The following is a 25,444-nucleotide window of genomic DNA, read 5'->3' as shown; positions in this document are numbered from 1 at the left end:
AATACTATGAGCAACAAAAGTCGAAGCGATCGTATTCTCTTACTTCACAAAGTCTTAGGCAAACATTTTACTCCCGTGCTGGCTCCGTCGGATCGGAGTGTACTGGAGCACTTGATGTACGCCTGCTGCTTGCAAGATGCCAGCTATGAAGCGGCCGACGAAGCCTTTCTGCGACTTCAGGAGGCGTTTTTCGACTGGAATGAAGTGCGTGTCACTACGATTACCGAGTTGATGGAGCATGTGCATCGTCTGCCCGATCCTCGCTCGGCTGCTACGCGCGTCAAGCAGTACTTGCAGTCGATCTTTGAGACGCGTTACAACTTTGATCTGCAAGACATGATCAAAATGAATCAAGGCAAGGCCATCGCAGAATTGGAAAAATTAAGCGGCATGACACGCTTTGTCCTGGCCTACGTGACGCAGAACGCCTTGGGAGGTCACTCAATTCCAGTTGACAACAACGCTTTCAAGGTGCTGCATATGGTGGAGATCGTATCCGACTCCGAGTTAGCCAAGCAGCAGGTGCCGGGACTGGATAGGACCATATCCAAGTCCAAAGGTGCCGAGTTTGGTTCGGTGCTTCATCAAATGGGAGTTCTGCTGGCTCAGGCTCCAGGTGGTAAGCTGACCAAGGCAATACTCAAAGAATCGGGCGCTCCAGAAGGCAAAAAGGCCGCCGCTGCCGAAGCGAAAAAACCTGTCAGTTCAGATAAACCGTCCAAGACTGTCAAGGATGCTAGCCCAACCCTGCCGGGCAAGTCAGCGAGCGGGAAAGCTGCCTCTGGCAAAGCTGCCACCGATAAACTGGCTGCCAAGTCAGACAGCAAGAAGTCTGAGTCGAAGGTTGGGGGTAAGTCCGCAACCAGCAGTAAGGACAAGACTCCAGCGGCTGCCAAGAAGCAACCACTCAAGAAAGACCCGTCCAAGAAGGCGGCTCCCAAGAGTACAGCCGGCGAGAAGACTGCTGGCAAAAAGCTGCCAGCCAATAAGCCGCCTGCCAAAGTATCGCTTTCCAAGCGCAAGCCGAAGTAGACTGGTAGCCACCGTCCTGTAGACGGGGACTCTTGGAGGTAAACCCCCATATTCCAGTATCAGCTGAAGTCGTCCCAACTCACTTAATCTCAATTCCCTTCTCTCAATTTCTCACGCGTTGATCATCGAGCTATGGCTGGGCATTCCCATTCAGCAAACATCCGACATCGCAAGGCGGCCGTCGACAGCAAACGTTCCAAATTGTGGTCCAAACTCTCTAAGGCCATTATTGTCGCTGCCAAGTTGGGAGGTGGCGATCCCAATGCTAACTCGCGGTTGCGAACCGCAATTATCGACGCCAAAGCTGTCAGTATGCCCAAGGACAATATCGAACGGGCAATCAAGAAGGGGACCGGCGAGCTGGATGGGGGTGACGTAGAAGAGACGTTGTACGAGGGGTACGGACCGGCCGGGGTGGCCGTGATGTGTGATATCATGACCGACAATCGCAACCGCACCGCGCCAGAAATTCGCAAGATTTTCGATGTGCATGGAGGAGCTTTGGGTGGATCGGGCTGCGTATCCTATCTGTTTGATCGCAAAGGCATCATCGTATTGGCGGCCAAGCACGGCAACGAAGAGGCGGTAATGGAAGTGGCTATGGAAAACGAAGCTGAAGACGTGCAAGTGCTGGAGGACCGTATCGAAATCATCACCGCGCCAGAAAATTTGTCCAGGTTAGTGTCTGCACTGGAAGCTGCTGGACAGCCCATTGAAGTCAGTCAGGTGACGCGCATTCCTCAGATGACGGTCGATGTGGATGCCGAAACAGCCAGGACGGTGCTGAAGCTGTTGGAGACGCTGGACGAGCACGACGATGTGCAGTTCGTGTCTACCAATTTGAACTACGAGTCCGAAGTCGTCGCGGCACTGCTGGCGGATGCTTAGTTGGCTCCAGCTACTCTCGCCAAAGAGTGGTTGTAAGTGTTAGCCAGTTCGCACTCTAGCGAGCGGGTTGTAGTCGTAGGGTGTGTAAGTCGTAGGGTGAATGCAGCGAGCGAACGCAACATCAAATTAGACTCTGCTACAACCAACAAAGCATCCATACATCTTAAGGTTCGAACCCGAAGCGCTCGCGCGACACACCATTCTTAGCGCCTTGCTTCACACGCTCTACGCCAACTTCATTCGGCTGAATTGTTACTCATTCCAGTGATCGAAATATTGATCCTCGACGTTCCAGCGCCTCCTGGCAGCTGCTTGGCTTTCTTAGTGGCATGGTGCCTTGGTGTAAATGATCGACGCCGGGATGGGCGATGCACGATTAGTGAGACTTGGGATTTAGAATTTGAGATTTGGAATTATCGGGTGCGAGGGGGCGTGACAGGGAGTGGCATCGTTGGTCGTCGAGAAACGCAAACATCTGCCGGGTAAACCGGCGGCATTACCATCCCGCCCCAGACTGTACTAGTGACATCCCGATTGGGATTCTGGACAGCAAGCGCAACAATTCATCGCCCGTCAATGTATGCCCTGCTGGCAGTGGTGCATTCGTAGAGGCCTGACACCACCTGATATTTCAACCGCACACTTTTTGCCAGCGAACAGCAGTACATGGAGTTCACGTGTTAGGCGACCTTCCGTGAGTTGTGCCGACGCGGGTACACTATTTAGCTACTTCAATCCGCCGCGTTGGCCGGTGATGGCACCGCGGAGGTTGATAAGACTGGATGGTTCGCGGGCCACTTTGTCCGAGAAGATTCGAGCGTCTTGCAGGATCGGCTGTAAGCTCCGGGTAACGACTTCGATATTGTTCAGTGTGTTGACCATCGAGTAATACAAGTCATCGTCTTCAATCAGTCGCGCCAACGTTCCTTGGCCATTGTTGACACGAGTCAGCAAGGTGTTGGCTCGACCGCTCACTTGGCGCAGTTCTTCAACCAGTCCGTTCAAATTGTTGACAGACCTGCGAGCCTCTTCGATGAACTCGCTGCCCTTGTCCGCAAACGGCTCGGTGAATGATGCCACATTTTGCATGGTTTGGCCGGCTGCCTTGCCAACTTCCTCAAAGGAGCGCATGGTTTGCGATGTTTGCTGCATCACGCCTTCGGCTTCCGTGACTAATTGCGGTAGTCGCTCGGCGATCAAGTCAATGGTTGACTCGACCCGCGGATCGTTGAACAGGCGATTGAAGCTGGCCAGCGTTTGATTGAAATTGTCGATGGTCAGCTCGGCTTTCTGAGCTAGCCGGCCAAATTGACCGTCACCCCCACCAATGATATTTCTGACGTCAAGCGCCAACGCGTTGACTTGATTACCGGCAGATTCGATGGAATCCAAAGTCTTGGTAAACGAAGATTGCATTTCGATCAGCGCGTCCATCGGGTCGGGCGTCACGACGCCGCCTGAGTAGTACCCGTCGTGCTCCAAAATGGAATCGGCCCGAGCGCGCTCGTTGGCGTCCAGCAGGCCGTCTGCGGGTGAACCCGCTGTGCCATCGAATCTGGCCACGAGACTCTGAGCCGTAGGCGGAATGAATTCGACTACCGCATCACCGGTTATCAACGAGCCTTTGGCGATACGCGGCTGTTCACCAGCACGGATTTTGTAATTGCCATCTAGCTCTAGCGTCAGATTGACTCCATCCTCCAGCAGTTGAATGCGCTTGACCCGTCCTACGGGAACGCCGCTCTTGCGCACCGGTGTATCGGTGGTGACCCCCGGAGCACTGTCGAAGCGGATCGTCACGTCGTAGTGGCTGGAAAAGATGTTGGGAGCTGCGCCAAAAAACAAAATCAGGATGACAGCGATGACCATGGACGCCACCACCAGCACCCCAACTCCAAATTTATATCCTTGGTCATTCATGGCAATTCGAGTGACTACTTCTGTTTCTCGTGCAATTGAGCGGCGAACGAATCGGCCAAGCGCGGCGTCTCATTGAAGCCAGAAAACGGATCTCGCTGCAACTCCATCAATCGCTCCCCAGCCTCTCCTTCAACGAATTGGCGCACTCGCTGATCTTGAACTTTATCCAGTTCATCGGGTGTGCCATCAAAGATCACTTGGTTTTCACCAGTAGATAAGCGCGAATGCGGATACAGCATTACCACGCGATCGGCCACTTTGCGGGCCGTTCGCATATCGTGAGTCACGATGATGCCGGTCACGCCCTTGTTGCGTCGGGTGCGCAGCATCAGTTCATTGATGACGTCGCTCATAATCGGGTCCAGGCCCGTCGTAGGTTCGTCGTAGAGCATCAGATCGGGTTGCAGCACCAGGGCGCGCGCAATGCCCACGCGCTTGCGCATGCCGCCAGACAGCTGGGACGGTCGCTTGGGAACAACAGATTCAGGCAAGCCGACCTCGGCCAGGCGATCGCGGACGATGCGCTCCACGGCGCGACCCTCCGCTAATTCATGTTGAACTAAAGGAAAGGCTACGTTTTGGCCAATCGTCATGCTGTCAAAGAGGGCTGCATTCTGAAACACGAAACCGAATTTGCGGCGCAACTTGGTCAACTCGGCATCGCTCAAATGATGAATATTCTGTCCCCCATACACGACTTGGCCGCTGGTGGGCGGAACTAGCCCCACGATAGACTTCAGCAGCATCGTCTTGCCGCATCCGCTCTCACCGATGATTGCGACCGTCTGTCCGGCTGGAATTACCAAGTCGATTCGATCCAAAATGGTTTGTTTGGCAAATCGCAACGTCAGCGAGCGTAGCTCCACCAGTGGCATGCCGACTTGGGGCCGCTGATGTGAATGTGAATCGCGGGAATTGGACTGTACGAAAACCATGTGGCTGAAGGTCTCTTTCCTGGTTGGTTAGATGAGCTTGGCGCCGCCAGACCAGAGTGCCGCGTAGATTGCATCCAGTAGAATATTGAGCATCAAATCGACCGCTAGAATTAACACAAAGCTAATGACGAAAGCTGCCGTAGCCGCGCGGCCGACGCCTTCGGCCCCGGCTTGGCAATGGAAACCTCGGTAACAGCTTACGATGGCGATAATCGCACCAAAAAAGAATGACTTGTAAATACCCATGAAAAAATCCCACCCCCGCACGAACGTGCGGCTGTTGTTCAAATACTGGTAATGATCAATGTCCAGGACAACCGTGCTAAAAAAGTACCCGCCGACGATGCCCATGAAGTCGGCCATGATGGTCAGGGCTGGGATCAGTAACAAGCAGGCTAAAAATCGCGGTACGACCAAATAATGAATGGGATTGGCTCCCATGCTAATTAGGGCATCAATCTGTTCGGTCACCCGCATCGTTCCCAGCACTGCAGCCATGGCCGATCCCACGCGTCCCGAAAGCATGGTGGCGGCGAGCACCGGACCAAGTTCGCGTACCAAGCTCATGTTGATTACAGCACCTAAACGACTCTGCATGCCAATGTTTTTGAACTGCTCGTAGCTCTGAACCGCCAATACCATGCCGATAAATGTGCCAGTGAGCGCCACCACGGGCAGGCTGAGCACTCCGACGTAATAAAAATTTGGCAGGATAGTTCCGCGGCAGGGCTTGGCCCTGAACATCCAGACCAGCGTTTGCCAGAAGAACAGTGCCATGTCTCCCAGGGTTGTCAACACTTCGACGACCAATTCACCCCAGTTGCTGATCCAGTCATAGGACCAACGACTAAAACTCCAATCGCCAATGGGATCGCTGCCAGAGTATGATGTTGGTGTCGAAGACATAATAATGCTCCACGGGTTGCCATGGCGGGAGTTTACGCCCGGTGCATAGCGCATGTTAAACTATATCGGCTGCGCAAGTGTTGCGGCTTCACCCGCCTCCTGCTGGGAATGACAGAAAGTTGACGCCAGTGATGATTCGCTTTGACGTGCTAACCCTTTTTCCACAGCTTTTTAGCAGTTTCCTATCCGAAAGCTTGCTAGCAAAGGCGGTGGCCGCTGGGCTGGTGCAGGTCCAGGCCCACGATATTCGCCAGTGGACTCAGGACAAGCACCACAAGGTCGATGATCGTCCATTTGGCGGCGGCCCAGGGATGCTGATTCAAGTCCAGCCGGTGGTGGATTGCGTCGAAGCCGTTCAGACGCTGGCTCATCCACCAGGGCAGCTAATCATGCTCACGCCGCAGGGAGAGACACTTCGCCAGCCGCTGGTACAGCAGCTAGCCCGCCAGCAGCGTTTGTTGCTGCTGTGTGGTCGGTACGAAGGCTTCGACCAACGCGTCATCGACATACTGCAGCCGCGCGAGATCAGCCTGGGCGACTTCATACTCAACGGCGGCGAAGTGGCTGCCATGGCGTTGATCGAAGCCACCATCCGGCTGATTCCCGGTGTGTTGGGTGACGAGCAGAGTAGCCAGCAAGAATCTTTTACCGATGCTGACTTACTGGAGTTTCCGCAATATACTCGACCGCGCTCCTTTAGGGGCTACGACGTTCCCGAGATACTGCTCGGAGGCAATCACCAGCAAATCGCCGCCTGGCGCGAGCAGCAACGCCTCGAGAGAACTCGACAACGCCGCCAAGACCTGCTGTAGTACGGCAAAAACAACACAATACCAGTTCTCATAGGAGTTCGTCGGCAACTTTGCACTAGGTTCCAGGATAAGTTAGGGTAACCGAAATCACTCGACGGCCTATCGCAAAGAGTCGTATAATGTCACAGCGTTTCGTTTTCCCATCTTACGCTGAACCAATGCAGACAGAGTCACGCCAGCGCGACGACATCTGATAGCCACAAACACCAATCTGTGATATGCAATTTACCAAGATGCACGGCGCGGGCAATGACTATGTGTATGTCAATTGCTTTCAAGAGCGCGATTTGCCGGACGATCTACCTGAACTGTCCCGCCGGATATCCCATCGGCGATTTGGGGTGGGCAGTGATGGCCTGATTTTGATCGAGCCCAGCACTTTGGCCGATGCGCGGATGAGAATGTTCAATGCCGACGGCAGTGAAAGCGAAATGTGTGGCAACGGTATTCGCTGTGTTGCCAAGTACATCTACGATCATGGTATCGTCCGTAAAGAGACGTTGGCAATCGAAACGGGCAACGGCGTATTGCAGCTTCAAGTACAGGCGGCCGGTGGGTTGGCTCAAAGGATCACGGTAGACATGGGGCAACCCAAGTTCGATGCCGCCAGTATACCGACCACCCTAGCGACGGATCGTGTTGTGGACCTGGCCTGCGAATTTGCGGGATACCGTTGCCAAGTGACCTGCGTTTCCATGGGCAATCCGCATTGCGTCATCTTCGTCCCGGAAGCGACCGATGAATTGGTTTTAAGTCTAGGACCAAAGATCGAGTGTGATCCGCGTTTTCCAAAACGTACGAATGTCGAGTTTGTGGAAGTGATCTCGCCGACACGACTACGGCAGCGAACTTGGGAACGCGGCTCGGGCGAAACCTGGGCCTGCGGCACAGGTGCCAGCGCCGTCTGCGTGGCCGGCGTGCTGACCGGGCGCAGTCAACGCGAGGTGCAGATTCAATTGTTGGGGGGCGAATTGCAGTTGCGCTGGGATGAGTCGTCGGAGCATGTGTTTATGACCGGCGGAGCCAGCGAGGTGTTTAGCGGTCAATGGCTGAATTCAGATTAGCGCGAGATGTTTCTTCTGCGGCTTGATTTCCAGTTCATGATGACGCGATGGAATATAAAACAGGCATACATGACAGCTACCACTCACAAGAAGAAACGCAAATGGCTGCGTGGCATCAAGCTGCCGGCCTGGGCCTTTCGCACGGCCGGCTTCGCGGCGATTCGGCTGATGGATGCGTGGCTCAGCACATTGAATCTGCGAATGTGGCGCTATGACCCGGCCGCAGACCCCGCCGAAAAATCGTTTGCTGGACCGGCCTTGTATATTTTTTGGCACGAATACATTCTGTTACCGATCTACATTCGTCCCCATTGTAAACTGACGATGTTGCTGAGCGCTCATCAAGATGCCGAAGTGTTGTCGCATGTGGCTCGCTACGCCGGCATGGGCACGATTCGCGGATCGACCTATCGCGATTCCGTGGCAGCTTTGCGAAAAATGTTGCGCTGTGGCCAGGGCGTGAGCTTGGCAGTTGTGCCAGATGGCCCGCGGGGGCCGCGTCGCAAGCTGGCCCAAGGCTGTGTTTATCTTTCCAGTCGCTTGCAAATTCCAATCGTGGCGGTGGGTATGGGGTTCGATCGTCCGTGGCGAGCGCGTCGCGCTTGGGATCAATTTGTCATCCCCAAGCCCTTCAGTTGCGGGCGCGTGTTGCTGGGGCCAAGGATTCAAGTGCCAGCCAACTTAGACCGCGACGCCCTGGAACAGCATCGCCAGTGGATCGAGCGACAGCTGGAGCAATTGACCAGTTTGGCAGAAGAATGGGCCGCAGGACGCTGCCAGTTGCCGCAAGACGAAGCATTGTATCGACTGGGACCGGGGCAACTCGATACGCACCGCAGCCAACGCACCGGCAGTCAGCGGCTAGAGGCGTCTGGCACGGAAGTCAGCCAGCCGCAATCAGCGCGACTGGAATCTGGAGAGATTGGTGACACCAATCCCCAGCCAGCAGTCACCTCCGGGTGGCGAATTGTAAGCGACGACGAGGCGCGCAATGTGGGATGAAGATACTTCACTAACCGAAGGGCGCGGTCAAGCTGCAGAAGCTCCGCTGAGCATTTCACAGCTTAATTGGTTCGTGAAGCGACTCATCGAAGGCTCGCTTCCACGAGTCTGGTTAGAAGGAGAAATCAGCGACCTCAGTCGTCCTAGTAGCGGACACGTCTACTTTACGCTTAAAGATGAAAAATCCCAGGTTCGCGCCGTAATTTGGCGGTCGACGGCACAACGTTTGAAATTGACTTTGAAAGATGGATTGTCAATCATCTGTTGTGGGGCTGTTGAGGTCTATCCGCCGCGCGGCAGTTATCAGATCGTTATCAGTCAGATATTGCCGCAGGGTGTAGGGCCGTTGCAGTTGGCCTTGCAGCAACTTCATCAGCGATTGGCCAAAGAAGGACTGATGGAGGCTGACAGAAAAAAGCCATTACCCAGGTTCCCGCGCCGTATTGGGTTCGTCACTAGTCCTAGTGGAGCTGCCATTCATGATTTTATGGAGTCGGCAGAGGTGCTGTGGAGCGATTATCATCTGTATGTCATTCCGTCACGAGTCCAAGGCGACGGTGCTGCGCAGGAGATCGTGCAGGGCATTCGATTGGCGCAGCGCATTCGACCCGCCTTGGATGTGCTGGTAGTCGGGCGCGGGGGTGGCAGCCTCGAAGATTTGTGGTGTTTTAACGAGGAAAGTGTGGTGCGGGCCTTAGCCGCATGCAAGATTCCAACCGTATCGGCGGTAGGGCATGAAGTCGATGTTACGCTCAGCGATCTGGTGGCCGATGCGCGGGCGCTGACTCCTTCTCAGGCGGCCAGTCTGGTCCTGCCCAATCGCAGCCAACTGGATTCGACGCTCAGGCAACTGCGCCATCGCGTCGAGGCACACGCCCGTGGGCGTTTGCAGCGGGTTACTCAGCAGTTGCGCAGCCTTTCGCAGCGGTCGGTGCTGTTGCGTCCTCATCTGCTACATCAGGTTCGCAAGCAACAGGTGGATGAACTAGAGCGCCGAGCCGCCGATGGAATCCGCGCACGCATTAATTTGCGAGGTCAGCGTTTGAGTGAATTGGCCAGAGCTACACATGCGCTATCGCCGTTGGGCGTCTTACGACGCGGCTACAGCCTAACGATGCACCAAGGATCGCGGCGACCTCTCACGTCCTTTCGAGAGGTCTCGGTCGGCCAGACGATCCGCACTCAGTTGTCCGAAGGAATTGTCGTCAGCCGTGTGGAATCGACCAACGACAATCCCGATTGAATCGACAGTTGATTCGTTGTTTAGTCGATGACTGTGCTGGCCAGCTTGGGTTGCTGAGGCTCGACATAGTACGGGTTGTCGATGATCAACGGCACAATGGGAGCCTTCACGACATCTGGAACATTACTGGCTGCCGCTGGCGTGGTAGGTACCGCATCCGCGGGCAGTTGAGGACAAGTTGGACTGGCTGGTGCCAAGTAAGGATTCTCGAACACTGCGGCCGCAGCGCTGGTGTTGACTCCGGCTTGTGGCATGTAGTTTGGGTTGGGTTGCAGTTGCGGCCAGGCAGCAAATGGACTGGCACCGTATGGTCGATAGTATCGCTGGCCGTAGTACACTGGTGGATGTAATGAGAAATAGGGTGGCGTGTAATTGTTTTGAACTATCGGTCGATTGTTCCAGCCATTGTAGCCAAACAGATAGGCCATGGCCAAATTTCCACAGTCGTTGGCACGCGCCGCTGAACCGACGCACAGCCACAGAAAGCAGACGACAACTGCTCGCTTGGAATTCATGATGTTGATCCTGATGTGACGTAATTAGATCGCACGGATTCATGCGGAGTGAGTTTCCGGCTACCCATTGGGGTGCAGGTCCAAAATTCCACGCTAGTTACACTCCAGGGTCCGTCAAGATGCGCGGCGACACATTGAGCTGCATTTACCCGAAAGTTGCGGTTTGTATCGAATATGGCAGGTAACCCACAGCGATCTGAGTTGACCCAGCAACTCAAGCAATACGCCGGCGACCTGGGGTTTGCTCTAGTAGGCATCACGCCCGCTGCCGCGCCGGGCCGCCTAGCCCAGTTCCAGCGTTGGCTGGACAGCGGCTTCGCTGGGCAGATGTCTTATCTGGAAAATCGCCGTCAGGCCTACGCGCATCCCTGCTACCTGCTGGAGGGCTGCAAAACGCTGGTCATGCTGGGCATTCCGTACCTGTATAGCGACGAGCAACGGAGGGCGGCAATCCAATCAGCAGGTAGTGCCAAGGTAGCGCGTTACGCGCAATCCAGAACCGACTACCACGTGATAATACGCAAGCGTCTCAAACAGCTCAAGCAATGGCTTGTTCGCCGGGCGACAGGCGCTCGGATTCGCGGCGTGGTTGATACGGCTCCGCTGTTGGAGCGTGAGTTTGCCGCCCTGGCCGGTTTGGGTTGGATAGGAAAGAATACATTGCTGCTGAATCGTAACTGGGGAAGTTACTTCTTCTTAGCTGCCCTGCTAACCGACATCGAATTGGTGGCCGATGAAGAAAGTTACGCCAACTATTGCGGCAGTTGTACGGCCTGTCTGGACGCTTGCCCGACTGGGGCCTTTCCAGCGCCGTACGTGTTGGATGCTCGACGATGCTTGAGCTATCTGACGATCGAACATCCCGGAACAGTCGACGGTCAGTTGAGCAGTCAACTCAATGGTTGGGCGTTTGGCTGCGATATTTGCCAAGAGGTCTGTCCTTGGAATCGCAAAAGCGCCTGCACCGATGACAATACTTGGCAGCCGGTCGAGCAGAATTCGCAGTTGTCGGTGTTGGAGATGCTGCGCATGCACCCAGACCAGTTTCAGCAACAATTTGCCGAGACCCCGATGTCGCGACCGCGCTATCGTGGCATGGTGCGCAATGCGATCTTAGTAGCAGGACAGCAGCGACTGATAGAGGCTGCCCAACTTCTAGGGGTGAAACTGTGTGATGAGGAACCGTTAATTCGTGCCGCAGCCGCTTGGGCATTGGGCCAAATTGGTGGAGTTCGAGCAGCAAGTTGGCTGCAACAGGCACTGGATCGCGAGTCCGATTTGCAACTCAAGCCCATTATTCAGCAATCGTTAGTGAGATGCGGAGCCAGCAACTAAATCAATGGACGCCGCGCGGCTTGCTGCAATTCAGAAGCGCGTTCGCTCACGATACACAACTGAATGCGCTCCAGTCGATTGGCCCGGCGACGCGGGTCTAGCAACCGGTAGGCGCTGGTCGCTACACTGCTCAACAGTTCGATGCGCTGATTTGGGTCGGCGACGACTTCTTGCAACTTGGCGGCTGAAGCTTGCGCCGCACTGCGGATGGCGTCCACCCGTGCTTCACTGACGCGCAGGCCCAACGTTGCGTAAGCCGATCCTAAACCGTTGGACAGCGAACGTTTTCGACGGGTAGTCAGGACACTAGTAGTGGCGGGCGGCATGATTAAGACTCGAACTTTAACAAACAATTTGCAGATTATCGCACGCCGGCTCAAGCCAACGCTGTAAGGTGGCGTGTACGACACTCTACTAACACTTTTATTCGGCAGAAGCTACGCGAAAACAAGCCGCTTTCTTCAACCAATTTTCGCGATTTTGGCTAGGGCGGGCGGCTGAGCGCTAACGTCGAACAAGGGGGTTCATTTCCCCATGCAGCGGCGCGTTCTGCTACTACCAAGACAGTACGCTTTGTCGCAGGTTCACCAAATGCAGTGTGAGACTCAAAACGATGGTCCGCGCGCAAATCGATGTGCTTTACATGGGCGAAGCCCGCGGCCAGCGCTGTCAAACAGAGTCGGCCGGCTAGCATTGAGAGCATTTCGTTACGACCATTGAAATCTTGGCAATTCGGTGGGAATTTGTACTCGCTCACGTCAAAATTCCACTTGATTGACGAGCGATTCGACCTGGACAGCTTACGACTCGGTCCACTACTCTGGGGCAGGTCGGTAAAACCCGTGAGGGCAGGAAGCTATGGGGCCGTGGATAAACAAGTTACTTAAGTATCGGGAACTGATCCTCCCGGTATCGATCATTGCTTGCGTGGTGGTGATTCTCGTGCCACTTCCATCGGCGGTCATGGATGTCATGCTGGCCGGCAATATTACGATTGCGATCATCGTCCTGTTAACGACGATCTATATCGGTACGCCGCTCGAATTCAACGTCTTTCCAACCTTATTGGTAGCCACGACACTCAGTCGCTTAGTGTTAAACGTGGCTACAACTCGACTGATTCTGACGCGTGCCGGTAGTGAATCTACGCAGGCGGCGGGGGAAGTCGTAGAAGCGTTCGGGAATTTCGTTTCTGGCGATCAGTTGGTTGTGGGAATTGTCATCTTCGTGATTATCGTTCTCATTCAGTTTGTGGTGATTACCAAAGGCGCCACGCGCGTCAGCGAAGTAGCTGCCCGATTTGCATTGGATGGTATGCCTGGTAGGCAAATGGCCATCGACGCCGATTTGAATTCAGGCATCATCGACGAAGTCGAGGCACAGAGACGTCGCGACGGGATAACCCGACAAGCCGATTTCTATGGAGCGATGGACGGTGCCAGCAAATTCGTACGAGGCGATGCCGTGGCGGGTATTCTGATCACACTGATCAACATCGCTGGCGGGTTGTATGTCGGGATGGTTAGCTCGGGGATGTCGCTGCAGGAATCATTAGAAGTATTCACCAGGCTGACCATTGGCGACGGGTTGGTTAGCCAAGTGCCGGCGTTCTTGATTTCGATTGCGGCCGCTTTGTTGGTGACACGTAGTACGCAACAATCCAATCTGCCCGTCGAGTTTTTGACGCAGATTATGGCACGGCCTCAAGCGCTAATGGTGGCTGCAGGGTTTCTGGGATTGATGATGTTTACGCAACTCCCAGCAGTTCCCTTGTTGACATTGGGTGGTGGTTGCGTGGGTCTGGCGCTAATCGTTCAAAAGCAATCGCAGCGCAAGTTACTGCAGGAGCAACATGCCGCAAAAGCTCAGGCAGATCAAAAGAATGCTCCTGCCGAGCGCAAGCCGGAAGACTTTCTGACCGTGGATCCGATGCGGGTGGAAATCGGGGTTCGACTGTTGGCGCTGGCCGATCCGCGTCGTGGCGGAGATTTGATGGAAAAGATTACCGGCGTCCGCTCAATCTTGGCTAGCGAGCTTGGCATTTTGTTGCCCAAAGTGCGACTGAAAGACAAGCTTACGCTGCCTGAAAACAGTTACGAAATTCAAATCGCAGGCAGTACGGTAGCACGCGGCGATGTTCATCCGGACGCACTTTTGGCAATCGATGTTGGTCGGTGCAGCGGTACAATCACTGGTGTACCCACGCGCGAGCCGGCACGATTGCGTCCCGCTGTATGGATTCGCCCGGATCAAAAGATGCAAGCCGAAATGTACGGCTATCAAATCGCGATTCCCAGCATGGTCATCGCGACTCACCTTCAGGAGATTGCTCGCACCCATGCCGATGAATTGCTGACGCGCGAAGCGACCAAGCAACTGATGGACCAACTCAAGACGGTCAATCCCACCGTGGTTGAAGAGCTAATTCCGGGGCTGATGAAACTCTCCGAAGTTCAAGCGGTCCTACAAATGCTATTACGCGAGGACATTCCCATTCGGCAACTGGCCACCATCGCCGAGACGCTGGGCAATTTCGCTCCACGAATCAAAGACCCTGTCATGTTGTGCGAGTATGTGCGAGGTCGCATCGCACGCACAATCTGCCAGCGATTTGCGGACTCTCAAGGACAAATTCATGTGATTACTATGGACCCGGCTATGGAAGACCGGATCGCGGCAGGATTTGACCTGACCGATCGAGGTATTTTGATTCGCATGAGTCCACCGGCTATCGAGATCACTTGCCAACAGATTGCCCAACAGCTTCAGAAATTGACATCAGCAGGCCACAAGCCCATCTTAATCGTCAATCCTCGCATCCGACCGGCGGTGCGCCACATCACACAAGTCCACTTGCCGGATTTACGAGTCATCAGTCATGCAGAGGTCACTCAGGGCATCACCACGGTGGCTGTGGGGATGGTCAGCGATCCTTTAACCAAGACCTAAAGTTGCTTGTCTACGATGCGCATAGAAACATTTCGAGCCGGTACGATCCAAGAAGCGCTGCAGCTTGTCCGTGAAAAGCTGGGGCCCGATGCCAGTGTGATTCAAACACGTGAAGTTGGCAGTCGTCTGTTTACACGGCGGCGCATCGAAGTGCAAGCTGGTTTGGTGGCTAAGCCAACCGCTGTCCAGACAATTCAACCACAGCCGAACCCGTGGCAGGTTGCCAGTACGCAGCGACTGACGCCTCAGTTAGATGCGGGCGAATTCAATCAAATCACCAGTGGTGCTGCGGTGCGAGTCCGACAGGAGTTGATTGAGGCGGGAGTGCCGGCTGAGTTTGTGTCTCACGTGCTAATTGCTGCTTGCCAGAAGTGTGGGCCGGAGAGCCAGGATGACGTATGGATGATTCGTAGTGCTGCGGTGCAAGCGGTAGCCGATCGACTGGCTGTGGCCAGCACCGTCGAGCTGATGCCGCACCAGCAGCGGATATTGGCTTTTGTGGGGCCCTCAGGAGTTGGCAAGACCAGTATGTTGGCCAAGCTGGCCTGGCGCGCTTATCGCGATCACGGTTGCCAGATCGGGATGATGACCGTAGATAGCTGGCAAAGTGGCGTGGCCGACCCATTGTTGGATTATGCAGAGCAGGTAAATGCTCACGTGGAAGTAGTGAGTTCAATCGAGCAGGCAACGCCCGCGTTGCAACGTATGCGTGAGTGCGATCTGGTTTTGCTAGATACCGCTGGCAGGTCGCCACAGGACGCACAGCACATGGCGGCACTCAAACAGCTTTTGGAGTTGGCTCAGCCAGACGAAATCCATTTGAACCTCCCGGCAACGGCAGCGACATCGTACATCCAGAGCGCCATCGAGAAGTTTGGTGCAATTACGCCACTGCACTTGAATATTACCAAATTGGATGAAGTCAGCGGAATGGGCCACTGGCTTCCGGTACTGTGGACTCGCGCTCTGCCGGTGAATTTTCTGAGCTACGGCCAGCACACCACTGGCGATCTTACAACGGCCAATGCTCGGCGTTTGGCTTCGATTCTACTGGGCCAATTGAAGTTCACCTTGGCCGGCTAGTGAATCCGTAACACGCGGATATCTTTTTCTCAATTTTGCCTCAGCGGTATCCGATATTACGGTTAGTCGAAAGTATCTACTGCCGGCAGTAGCCGTACTTGCGCGTGCGCAATCACTATATTCACAAGGGACAAGGGAATGGCCCGTGCATATTCTGGAGTGTTGTCTGCCGTCGCGCTGTCACTGGCAATTACTCGTGGTCTGGTATTGGGGATGCCACCCAACGAAATCTTGACCCAGAGTCTGCTGTTCTTCTTTGTGTTTGCAGGCATTGGTTTGGTGATCGGTTATACGGCCGATCGCGTTGTTGCCGAATCGGTGGAAACTAGATTCCGTCAGGAAATCGCCAGCCTTGAAACGCGCGCCGCCAGTCGACCGGATTCCGTCGGCAGTTCCGAGAAGTTGGCATAGCCTTGGCTTCAGGTTATCGCTAAAAACCCGCTATCGTTAGCCGCAGTCCGCACAGCTTACAACAACTTCAATTACGCTTTGTCAGTCGTTTCACGGAGGAATGGATGGCCACGAAAATCGCATCCGAAGAAGATATCCAGGAGGTCTGGAAGCAATACAAAGCCGACCCCGACAATGTGGAATGGCGCAATCGACTGATCGAACAATACATGCCTCTGGTGCGCTACAATGGCGATCGCATTTGGCAACGCCTGCCAGATGGTGTCGAGTTGGACGACTTGATCAGCGCTGGCATCTTCGGTTTGATGGATGCCATCGAAGCTTTCGACGTCAACCGTGGAGTCAAGTTCGAGACCTACTGTGTGCCTCGTATTCGCGGTGCAATGCTGGATGAATTGCGCAGCATGGACTGGGTTCCACGATTGGTGCGCAGTAAAGCTAGTAAGCTGGGTGAAGCCAAGAAGAAATTGGAGATGCGCTATGGCCGAGCACCTACCGACCAAGAATTGTCTGAGTACATGGAGATCAGCATCGTGGAACTGGAGCGCATGCAAGCCGAATCCAGTGCGGTGAACCTGGTCAGTCTCAACAAGAAGTGGTACGAAACCGACAGCTATAAAGATGTGCGCGAGATCGATATTCTGGAAGACAAGCGTGGCGAAGATCCCACGCGGCGAGTCCAAAAGAGCGATTTGATGCGGCTGGTCACCAAAGGTCTCAATCGTAACGAGCGACTCATCATTATTTTGTATTATTACGAAGAGCTGACAATGAAGGAGATCGGTGCTACGCTCGATCTCAGCGAAAGTCGCGTCAGTCAAATGCATTCCAGCATCGTTTCACGGCTCCAAGAGCAACTCGGTCGTCGTCGCCCAGAGTTTGGTACCTAGACCGACAGGTCGATCTGTAGAATGCCCGGTCGCCTGCAAGCTCAGTTTCTGGCTGCGATTGGTGCCACCGACGGGTTGGATGGGCAGTATCGAGGCAGCATCGACAGAAACTGTCCGAGGCTCGCAGTACGGTTATGTGCAATGATACGGATTTGTATTGGCGATCACGACGAGGCGGTTGTCGGCCTGATCCAAGTTGGGCCCTGATCCAAGTTGAGCATTGCGAGCGGCATTGCGCCAGCGATTTGAATCTGAGCGGCGTTACGACCACATCCGCCTTCCCAGGAGTCTTAGTTCACGACTGATTGTCCACGATCGACTGTGCCTGCTGTAGTAATCGTGCTAACAATTCCAGCGGTAGACCGACCACGTTGTCTGCACTGCCCGCGACTAGAGCCAGCCAGGGTGGACCATCTTGAAATCCGAATGCGCCCGACTTGCCTTGCCACTGGCCTGAGTCTAGATAGCTTTGCAATTCCCAAGGCGCGAGCAACCGCATGTCCAGTTGGCTTTCGGCGCTTTCGGACCAGGATCGCTTCGAGGTCGTGTGTTGAATGCACAATCCACTCCACACGCTGTGGCGACGTCCGCTAAGCTGCATAAGCATGCGTTGAGCATCGGCACGATCACGCGGCTTGCCTAGAATCTGCCCATCGATATCAGCTACTGTATCGCAACCGACTACTAATGCCGGCTGAGAAACACGAGCCGCAACATCGGCTGCTTTTTGGCGCGCAAGTCGCTGAACAAATTGTGATATAGACTCGTTGCGACGAAGTTGCTCATCGACGGGTTCCGCATTTGCATCGGGCACCACAATTTGGAATGTATAACCGGCATCCTCAAGCAGCTGGCGGCGTCGCGGAGACTGACTGGCAAGAATCAATGGCAAACGGCGTTGGGCAGGCATGAGGTTGTTGTTCAGCATGAATGATTCGTTGGAGATGCCTGTGGGTGGCTAGCGGCGATCAAGCCCGCGACGTATCCGCCCTTGAATCCAGCGTCAATATTGACCACACTCACGCCTGCTGCACAACTACTCATCATGCTCAGTAGCGTGGTGATGCCAGCCAAGTTGGCGCCGTATCCGATGCTGGTAGGTACAGCGATGACAGGGCAGGGTACCAAGCCACCCAGTACGCTGGCCAGAGCGCCTTCCATCCCTGCGCAGACCACGATCGCACGGCAAGTTCGCAGATTGTCCAGATGCGGTAACAGCCGATAGGGACCAGCCACGCCAACATCAGACAGCAGTCGGCAGGGCACTCTCATCCATGCCAACGTTTCTAGCGCTTCGCGAGCAATCGGCAAATCTGTACTGCCGGCGGTGACCACGCAAACTTGGGCAGTGGCAGCTTCATGGGGCGCCAGAATTGTGTCATCGATGAGGCGATGGCTCAGTCGCAGCGTGCGTCCTAAGCAATCAAAACGGGCGTGTTTGAATCCCGCAACGATGGCTGGCACATCCAGCAAATGGCAGCGCGTGACCAGAACTTCATCCTGGCTTGAATCCAACAGACGGGCCGCAATGGTGATGATCGACCGAGCCGACTTGTTCTCGCCGAAAATGACTTCACCAAATCCACAACGCCGCAAGCGATCGACATCGGGTTGATGTTCTCTCCCAGAGGGATGTTCCAAGCGCAACAGTCGCTCCGCAACTTGAGTCCAGGAGAGCTGACCAGTGCGCGCTTGGTCAAGCCAATCCGTAGGATCGGCATCGCTTTGAGCAAAAGGCGGATGGTCGGACATAAGCATCAAACGGCTAAAGAATGAGTAGTCGGGTCGAACGAGTCGGCTACGGCTGGCGCTGTCTAAGTGCACGCTGAAATTCTTCCACTTGTCGCCGCAACCGTTCTGGTGGACGCGTCCGTCCCCCGCCGTCAAGCTGTTGACGAAAGTCGTCACCACGACCGCTAGGGGCAAGCGTTGATGTAGTATTCTCACGCGATCGCAGCGTCCGCAAATCTTCGCTGGACTGGGGGGACGGCTGCGCTGTGGTAGACAGCGATCGAGCGGCCCTATAACGTTCGACAAAGTCGCTCAGGTCTTTCTCCGTCCAATTCATTTCGCGCAGCAATTCGGGATCGGGCTGCTCGCGCTGCCGGTCCAAATAATCCAAAGCCAAGTCGGTGGATTGTTCGGAGAATGTTTGATTCGGTTCGGCACTTTGGCTAGTTCCGTCGCTTGCTCCGGCTGGCCCAGAACTTGAGGCCCCCTTGGAACCACGACCGGGTTGCGCATTGGATGAGGAAGGAGATGGTTTCTCTGAACCGGTTTCCTGTTTCGACGTTCCGCCTGGAGAGCCTGAGGTTGATTGTTTGGAATCGGCGGTTGATTTGGATCCCTGGCCTTTCTGCTGAGGATCGTGTGGCTGAGAACTCCCTGGTTTCGTTTCCGGCTGAGGTGATGTCTGCTGCTCTGCACCGGGTTGATCGGTACCTGGCTGAGCAGACCCGGATTGCTCAGAAGCGTTCTGTGGCTGAGATGGTTGTTTCTGCGTGCCCGGTTGTTGGGAGTCTGACCGTTTCGATGTTTGCTGACCTACTTCTGATTGAGGGGATGCGTCTTGATTGGGGCCACTCTGACTGGAATCCTGCTGAGCTGAATCCTGCTGTTCAGAACTGGGCTGTTCAGAGCTTGGCTGTTGTGAGCCTGGCTGTCGTGAGTTAGATGCTTTAGATTGCGAATCTTGCTGCTGGACATTCGAATTCTCAACGACCGACTGTGGGGTAGCCGATTGTTGCGAAGGTTGCTGTTGAGTTTCGCTTCGCGAGTTCGATTGATTGGAATCGGACTGTAGAGAATCTGGCTGCGGAGACTTCTGTTCCTGGCCGTTGCTGGGCGGAGCATGGCTGTCGTGACCGTCGCTGGGCTGAGTTGCTCCTGATGATGGATCGTTATTTGAAGATTGTTGGGACTGTTGGTGAGAACGATTATTCCGTTGACTCTCCAGGAATCGCTGTACCTTCTCCAGAGTTTCTTGATCGCGGCGATGGTCAGCCGACGAGTTACCGGAGTCCGATTGAGTGTGGCTGGAATCGCCGCTGGTGTTGCCAACTGAGTCACCTTCACCTGAAGTTGAATTGCTGCCGGCCTTTGAATCAGAATTAGCCTCCGGCTGCTGCGAACGGTCCGATGATGGCTGCGAGCTGGCAGATGAAGATTGTGGCTCGCCGGTGGATGGTTGCGAATCACTGGATGACCGTTGTGTACCGTCAGTAGATTGCTGGTTACTCCCACTTGGCGGCTGGCCGCTACCGGATTGCCGACTGCTGTCGGATCGCTGGTCGCCGCTGGATCGCTGGTCGCCGCTGGATTGTTGGTCGCCACTGGATTGTTGGTCGCCACTGGATTGTTGGTCGCCACTGGATTGTTGGTCGCCACTGGATTGTTGACCACCGCTGGACTGTTGAGAGTTGTCAGAGCCACTTGATTGGTTGGCCGCAGATTGCTGTGACTGGTTAGATTCCCCCGGTGGTTGGCTTGATGATTCTGGCGACGGGCTGGACGATGATCGCGATGGTGCTGGTGGCTGCGGCGAGCTGTGGTCTGACAAATTAGCGGTAGGCGACGTAGGTGATGGAGCAGGCCGCTGCAGTTCAGGTGGTATCTCGGCTTGCTGGGGACCGACGACCTCCAGGATCAGTGGCAAAGAATCGCGTGTATTGGGGCTGAACTGTCCCGACTGCGGATCGTGTCGATTGTCGGCTGCCGTCGCCAGAATGTGAATTCGATCGCCGGGAACTGCATTGACCGATCCAACGTTGACGGGTACTGAAAATACTCTTTGAAATACCGGTCGGGGTCCGAGGTGCGCGTCCTCAAGTAGCACTTTCTTGACTTCGCGACCTTGGTCCAGTTTGAGAGTCAGGTGCACTTGAGATAGCCCAAAATCGGAGTCACTGGCGCGGATTTCCAAACTCAGTCGACTGTTTGGAGCAACGCGAACAATGCGATTTTCCGGTCCAACCAGCACGCATTCAGGTGCGGCGTCGCTAAAAACGTTCAACGCTCGAACCACTGGAAAGCGATTCGACTGGCCTCGTGGTACCGTACCATGTAGACCATAAGACTTGTGCTGCGATGACAAAACGCAAGATCCGTGCAATTGCAAGTCATCGACTTTCAGCTCGAAGTATTCGCTGGCGCGCGCGACATTTCCCGAACTGTCTAATTCCGGATTGATGGCCAATCGAGCTCGCTGTAATTGCTGATTGGATGTGCCCCAGACCAACATTCGTGAACCTTCAACGGCGTCCACGTCGGCGGTTGCTGGAAAGTCAGCCGGCTCAAGTCGCGTATACTGGGGATACTCCAATCGCACGCGGTTGACAGCTAGTGTCGGCAGTGGGCTCACGCGCACGCGGAACGACCGACTGCGCGCATCGCCGGCTTCGATCCAATACTGCAGATCCTGCTCCACGCCCTGCGACCCGGTCCCCGTTTGACCGGAGTAATGCGTACCTTCGACGACGGCGGACAATTGCGTGCGTTGATTGACGAACTGGCCATCCAGCGAGTCAAAGCATAACCAGACGGGCATGTCCGGAGTTAGTCCGCGCAGATGAGCTTCGACCTTGAGCGGCGTACCAGATGTTAATTCGACGTCGCCGGGCGATACTTCCCAGATATTTACGCGAGTCGGTGCGACGATGCTCCGCCACGGAAACGCAATTCGCTTGCCAGTTTCCAGCAGGCTTTTGGGAGATAACATCGCGTATACGGCTAGAGCGATCGTCAACAACAAACTGGTACCCACCAATTTGATCAGTCCCGTCGTATCGACAGTCGCCGATGGTTCTTGACCGCCCAAATACCTGACAGCTCGATAACTGAGCGCCGCCATCACCCCTTTAGGCACGCCTTGTTCCGGCAGTGAGCGCAATTGCACCCAGGAAATGAGACCGTTGTGGAATTCGGGAAGCAGTTGTTCAATCCTGTGCGCGGCGTAGACAGGATTGATCCGTCTTCCGATGAGCGGTGCAATGCGGCTGAAAGACAGCCAGAGGCTTGCTGCAACAAACGCTAGCCAGGCGATCCACCGTAGTGGCACCGAGAGAGGAATGATCCAGTGGTCGATAGCGCTGGCCACCAGCCACAGGCTGAGCAGCAGGACCACCCAGGACATCAAAGCAATCAATATGTCCAACAGGCGAATGAATTGAGCCGCCTGCGCTATATGGCTCGCGAGTTGACGATCAACATCGTCGGCACTCAACCGATTGGCGGTACTAGTAGGCTGAGAAGGTGTCAGCATGGAACTCATGGTGGCGAATGCAATTGGCATCTGCGATCGGGTCGGCTCCGGGGATTCCGGCCACCCAGATACTGGCCAGGCGGAGACTATAGCTTTATCATAACCCGTCCGGCAAACCCCGTCCTCAACCCATTGGCAGTCTCGTGCCTGATTCAACCGAATCTCCTACGGCAATACTCATACATCCGCGCGACACGGTGGTAGTTTGCACACGCCCTGTTGCGGCGGGACTGAGTGTCGGTGTTTTGGGGCGAAACATTGTGGCTCGGCAGGACATTCCAGCCGGACACAAGCTGGCGATTTGCGACCATCGCCAGGGCCAAGAAATTGTCAAGTTTGGCTGGCCGATCGGGCAAGCCAGCATCCCCATTTCTGCCGGGCAACATGTCCATACGCACAACGTTTCGTGCACGCATCAGGTGGACACTCAGGCATCATCGACTGAGCTACCGGTCAATCCACCAGTGGATCGTCAGTACACTTTTGACGGCTATGTTCGTCCCAACGGTCGCGTCGGTACGCGCAACTATTTGGCGATCATCAGCAACGTCAACTGTTCTGCGTCGGTGGCCCGCAGGATCGCCCGGCACTTTGAGGGCACTGCGCTACAAGATTTTCCAAACGTTGACGGTGTGATTTCATTTCGTCATGAAGGCGGTTGCGCCATGGCGTGGGAGGGATCGCGTCATCGCATGCTTTCGCGAGTCTTAGCAGCCATGGCTCGCCACCCAAACGTAGGTGGCTGTTTGTTCGTCGGACTGGGGTGCGAACAGGGATCGCTGGATCACTTACAACGCTCCGAGAATCTTCATCAAATACATCTCCCCAGTTCCGCTGTCTCAACCAACGCCGCCGGTTCTGTGGCTGCGGAGCAATCAACGGCGCGCCTCATTCCCATGTTGACCATTCAAGACTTGGGGGGGACAGAAAAAACAGTTCGCTATGGAGTGGATGTCGTCCGTCAGTTACTTCCACAACTCAATTTGGCACGACGCACAACGGTCAGTGCCAGCCATCTGATGTTGGCTACGGAATGCGGAGGTTCGGATGGTTATTCAGGAATTTCGGCCAATCCAGTATTGGGTGCAGCCGCCGATTTGCTAGTCGGTTGTGGAGGCACCGTGATACTGTCGGAGACTCCAGAAATCTACGGTGCCGAGCACCTGCTGGTGCGCCGTGCCAGGCGACAAGAGGTAGCGGACAAGCTACTTGAGCGGCTGGAATGGTGGAAGCAATACTGTCAGCAGTATGGTGAACAGTTCGACAATAATCCGTCGGTAGGTAACAAGGCTGGGGGGTTAACGACAATTACCGAAAAATCACTCGGAGCGGTGGCCAAGGGCGGATCGTCGGTGCTGGAAGCGGTTTACGAATACGCTCAGGCAGTTCAGCAGTCGGGCCTGGTTGTGATGGACACGCCAGGCTTCGACCCCGCCAGCGTGACAGGTATGGTGGCCGGAGGTGCTAATCTAGTTGCATTCACGACGGGGCGCGGTAGCTGTTTTGGATTCAAGCCGGTTCCAAGTTTTAAAATTGCATCCAACAGCCAGCTGTTTCAGCGCCTGTCCGACGACATGGATTTTGACGCCGGGCCGGTTCTACATGGTCGCGACATCCCGCAGTTAGGGCGTGAACTGTTTGAGGAATTGTTAGCTGTTGCCAGCGGTCGTCCAACCTGTAGCGAGCGTTTGTCGCTAGGGGATGAAGAGTTTGTTCCGTGGCTGGTTGGTCCCGTGTTATAGCGAGGCGCTGCGTTGACAAGCTGGCGTGAGTGGCTCACACGTTCCAACCCGCGTTGGTACGATCGACTAGCGCGATACGCATTGCGCTGCGCCAGCCTGCTGTACTACGTTGCCATACTGCTGCGCAATCGCCTTTTCGATTGGGGGTGGAACAAGACTTTTCGCAGTCCGCTACCGATCGTCTCCGTGGGAAATCTGTCGGTCGGCGGCACAGGCAAGAGTCCTGTGGTGGCTTGGATTGCCCGATGGTTGCGACAGCGCAACCTACGCGTGGCTATCCTGAGTCGCGGTTATGGACAATTGGACTCCGGCCGCAACGACGAAGCCTTGGAGTTGGAATTGAAATTTCCTGATGTGCCTCATTTGCAGCATTGGGATCGCATCGCTTCGGCCCAATTGGCGCACGAAGAATTGGAGATGCAAGTCCTGCTGCTGGACGATGGCTTTCAGCATCGCCGCTTGGCGCGAGACTTGGATATTGTGCTCATTGACGCTACCGATACGCCTGCCGCGCAGTGGTTGCTGCCAGCCGGATTACGTCGCGAGCCGATGTCCAGTCTGTCGCGTGCCCAGGCAGTCATCATTACGCGGGCAGACCATATTTCACCACGCGATCTGCAGCGCATTGTCCAGCAAGTACATCAGCATCAACCGACTGCGGTATGTGTGCATGCCATTCACCGACCCGTGTCTCTATGGGGTTATCCCGATCAACATTGGTCACTCGATATAGTCGTCGGCGCAAAGATACTAGCATTTTGTGGTATCGGTAATCCGGTTGCATTCTTTGATACGCTCAAACGATTGGGTGCCGAACTGGTCGGCACTCATTGCTGGCCAGATCATCATGCTTATTCTGCAGAAGATGTGCAATGGCTTCGTGACTGGGCCAGCCAGCACACAGGAGCAAAGCTAGTGTGCACCGTCAAGGACCTGGTCAAACTACAGACTACACATATTGGAAGCTGTGAACTGCTGGCGCTGGAAATAGAACTAGAGATCATCAGCGGCCAGTCGGAATTGGAGCAGCTCTTACGTGCGCTGATCAACCAGCTCAAATTACATCAGTCGACATCAACTGAATTCACGATTTGAAGTCCTCGGGTAGCTCCTCGGATTGTCTCTTGAGCCATCTGCTTGGCATAAAAGGTTCGCACGCGACCTTGCAATGTGACGCGATCCCCGTCTTGCTGAACTCGAATTGTCCGAATTTCAGCGATCGGGCTTTCCGCCAACAAGATGCGGAGGCGACCGGTTACGTCTCGGTATCCGGACTTAATCATGGCAGAATCCTCCAATTAGAGCCTCAAACGCCACGAGCGATTCCGTGCTGAATGTTCAAGATGTATGGCTCTTTCCGCTCGCTGACCATAAGTATGACGCACATTCCCGGCACGTCAATAAAAGCCGAACCAATTCGCGCAGTTGTTAAAATCGGCAAGCTTCGCCCGTGCTAG

At 55.0% G+C, this 25,444-nt stretch carries 22 protein-coding genes; 13 read left to right on the top strand and 9 right to left on the bottom strand.

The window, feature by feature from the left end:
- Positions 1–6 precede the first annotated feature (6 nt).
- Both KF752_15390 and KF752_15385 read left to right on the top strand, forming a co-directional pair.
- Positions 7–1,032 (top strand): hypothetical protein, encoded by a 1,026-nt coding sequence (locus KF752_15390; GenBank protein ID MBX3422937.1) that lies wholly within the window; start codon positions 7–9, stop codon positions 1,030–1,032.
- 132 nt (positions 1,033–1,164) lie between these two features.
- Positions 1,165–1,920, top strand: coding sequence for a YebC/PmpR family DNA-binding transcriptional regulator (locus tag KF752_15385; protein ID MBX3422936.1), 756 nt, complete (start codon positions 1,165–1,167; stop codon positions 1,918–1,920).
- Between the two features lie 726 nt (positions 1,921–2,646).
- Here the strand turns inward: KF752_15385 and KF752_15380 are convergent.
- From KF752_15380 to KF752_15370, 3 genes are read right to left on the bottom strand one after another with little or no spacing between them, the layout of a single operon-like run.
- Positions 2,647–3,840, bottom strand: a complete 1,194-nt coding sequence (locus KF752_15380) for an MCE family protein (GenBank protein ID MBX3422935.1) — start codon at positions 3,838–3,840, stop codon at positions 2,647–2,649.
- Positions 3,841–3,854: 14 nt separating this feature from the next.
- Positions 3,855–4,775, bottom strand: coding sequence for an ABC transporter ATP-binding protein (locus KF752_15375; GenBank protein MBX3422934.1), 921 nt, complete (start codon positions 4,773–4,775; stop codon positions 3,855–3,857).
- A gap of 27 nt (positions 4,776–4,802) precedes the next feature.
- Positions 4,803–5,681 (bottom strand): ABC transporter permease, encoded by an 879-nt coding sequence (locus KF752_15370; protein MBX3422933.1) that lies wholly within the window; start codon positions 5,679–5,681, stop codon positions 4,803–4,805.
- A gap of 134 nt (positions 5,682–5,815) precedes the next feature.
- Between KF752_15370 and trmD the strand changes: the two genes are divergently transcribed.
- The 4 genes from trmD to xseA all read left to right on the top strand — a co-directional run bounded on the left by trmD (position 5,816) and on the right by xseA (position 9,802).
- The gene (gene trmD / locus KF752_15365) at positions 5,816–6,493 is read left to right on the top strand and encodes a tRNA (guanosine(37)-N1)-methyltransferase TrmD (protein MBX3422932.1); all 678 of its coding nucleotides are present in this window, start codon (positions 5,816–5,818) and stop codon (positions 6,491–6,493) included.
- A 218-nt stretch (positions 6,494–6,711) separates the two neighbouring features.
- A complete protein-coding gene (locus KF752_15360) occupies positions 6,712–7,557 on the top strand; it encodes a diaminopimelate epimerase (protein MBX3422931.1) in 846 nt (281 codons plus the stop codon).
- 69 nt (positions 7,558–7,626) lie between these two features.
- Positions 7,627–8,559, top strand: a complete 933-nt coding sequence (locus tag KF752_15355) for a DUF374 domain-containing protein (protein MBX3422930.1) — start codon at positions 7,627–7,629, stop codon at positions 8,557–8,559.
- Positions 8,549–9,802, top strand: a complete 1,254-nt coding sequence (gene xseA / locus KF752_15350; protein ID MBX3422929.1) for an exodeoxyribonuclease VII large subunit — start codon at positions 8,549–8,551, stop codon at positions 9,800–9,802. The genes KF752_15355 and xseA overlap by 11 nt, the downstream gene beginning before the upstream one ends.
- A gap of 20 nt (positions 9,803–9,822) precedes the next feature.
- Here xseA and KF752_15345 read toward each other — a convergent pair whose 3' ends face one another.
- Positions 9,823–10,317 carry a hypothetical protein gene (locus KF752_15345; protein ID MBX3422928.1) on the bottom strand — a complete coding sequence of 165 codons (495 nt, stop codon included), beginning with the start codon at positions 10,315–10,317 and terminating at the stop codon, positions 9,823–9,825.
- Between the two features lie 174 nt (positions 10,318–10,491).
- On the opposite strand from KF752_15345, the gene queG reads away from it, so the two are divergent.
- Entirely contained in the window at positions 10,492–11,652 is a 1,161-nt protein-coding gene (queG, locus tag KF752_15340; GenBank protein MBX3422927.1) for a tRNA epoxyqueuosine(34) reductase QueG, read from the top strand.
- Here the strand turns inward: queG and KF752_15335 are convergent.
- Positions 11,649–11,978 carry a hypothetical protein gene (locus KF752_15335; GenBank protein MBX3422926.1) on the bottom strand — a complete coding sequence of 110 codons (330 nt, stop codon included), beginning with the start codon at positions 11,976–11,978 and terminating at the stop codon, positions 11,649–11,651. The genes queG and KF752_15335 overlap by 4 nt on opposite strands.
- A gap of 532 nt (positions 11,979–12,510) precedes the next feature.
- Between KF752_15335 and KF752_15330 the strand changes: the two genes are divergently transcribed.
- From KF752_15330 to KF752_15315, 4 genes are all read left to right on the top strand, one after another.
- A complete protein-coding gene (locus KF752_15330; protein MBX3422925.1) occupies positions 12,511–14,601 on the top strand; it encodes an FHIPEP family type III secretion protein in 2,091 nt (696 codons plus the stop codon).
- 15 nt (positions 14,602–14,616) lie between these two features.
- Positions 14,617–15,684 (top strand): hypothetical protein, encoded by a 1,068-nt coding sequence (locus KF752_15325; GenBank protein MBX3422924.1) that lies wholly within the window; start codon positions 14,617–14,619, stop codon positions 15,682–15,684.
- Between the two features lie 138 nt (positions 15,685–15,822).
- Entirely contained in the window at positions 15,823–16,095 is a 273-nt protein-coding gene (locus tag KF752_15320) for a hypothetical protein (protein ID MBX3422923.1), read from the top strand.
- Between the two features lie 104 nt (positions 16,096–16,199).
- Positions 16,200–16,985, top strand: a complete 786-nt coding sequence (locus KF752_15315) for a FliA/WhiG family RNA polymerase sigma factor (protein MBX3422922.1) — start codon at positions 16,200–16,202, stop codon at positions 16,983–16,985.
- Positions 16,986–17,280: 295 nt separating this feature from the next.
- On the opposite strand, the gene maf is transcribed toward KF752_15315, so the two are convergent.
- The 3 genes from maf to KF752_15300 are packed head-to-tail and all read right to left on the bottom strand — an operon-like array spanning position 17,281 to position 22,245.
- Positions 17,281–17,895: a septum formation protein Maf gene (maf, locus tag KF752_15310; GenBank protein MBX3422921.1), complete on the bottom strand. Its 615-nt coding sequence runs from the start codon at positions 17,893–17,895 to the stop codon at positions 17,281–17,283.
- Between the two features lie 11 nt (positions 17,896–17,906).
- On the bottom strand, positions 17,907–18,809 hold the full coding sequence (larB, locus tag KF752_15305) for a nickel pincer cofactor biosynthesis protein LarB (protein MBX3422920.1): 903 nt from the start codon (positions 18,807–18,809) through the stop codon (positions 17,907–17,909).
- Positions 18,784–22,245, bottom strand: coding sequence for a hypothetical protein (locus KF752_15300; GenBank protein ID MBX3422919.1), 3,462 nt, complete (start codon positions 22,243–22,245; stop codon positions 18,784–18,786). Before KF752_15300 ends, larB begins: the two co-directional genes overlap by 26 nt.
- A 143-nt stretch (positions 22,246–22,388) precedes the next feature.
- On the opposite strand from KF752_15300, the gene KF752_15295 reads away from it, so the two are divergent.
- Both KF752_15295 and lpxK read left to right on the top strand, forming a co-directional pair.
- Complete coding sequence (locus KF752_15295; protein MBX3422918.1) at positions 22,389–23,987, top strand: altronate dehydratase; 1,599 nt, start codon at positions 22,389–22,391, stop codon at positions 23,985–23,987.
- 12 nt (positions 23,988–23,999) lie between these two features.
- Positions 24,000–25,082 (top strand): tetraacyldisaccharide 4'-kinase, encoded by a 1,083-nt coding sequence (gene lpxK / locus KF752_15290; GenBank protein ID MBX3422917.1) that lies wholly within the window; start codon positions 24,000–24,002, stop codon positions 25,080–25,082.
- On the opposite strand, the gene KF752_15285 is transcribed toward lpxK, so the two are convergent.
- Positions 25,052–25,270 (bottom strand): BON domain-containing protein, encoded by a 219-nt coding sequence (locus tag KF752_15285; protein MBX3422916.1) that lies wholly within the window; start codon positions 25,268–25,270, stop codon positions 25,052–25,054. The genes lpxK and KF752_15285 overlap by 31 nt on opposite strands.
- Positions 25,271–25,444: the final 174 nt, after the last annotated feature.

The sequence above is a fragment of the Pirellulaceae bacterium genome (assembly GCA_019636385.1).
In the GTDB taxonomy this organism is placed as follows: domain Bacteria; phylum Planctomycetota; class Planctomycetia; order Pirellulales; family Pirellulaceae; genus Aureliella.
The sequence above is the reverse complement of the archived record's forward strand: the minus strand, read 5'-3'. Positions and strand labels throughout refer to the sequence as shown.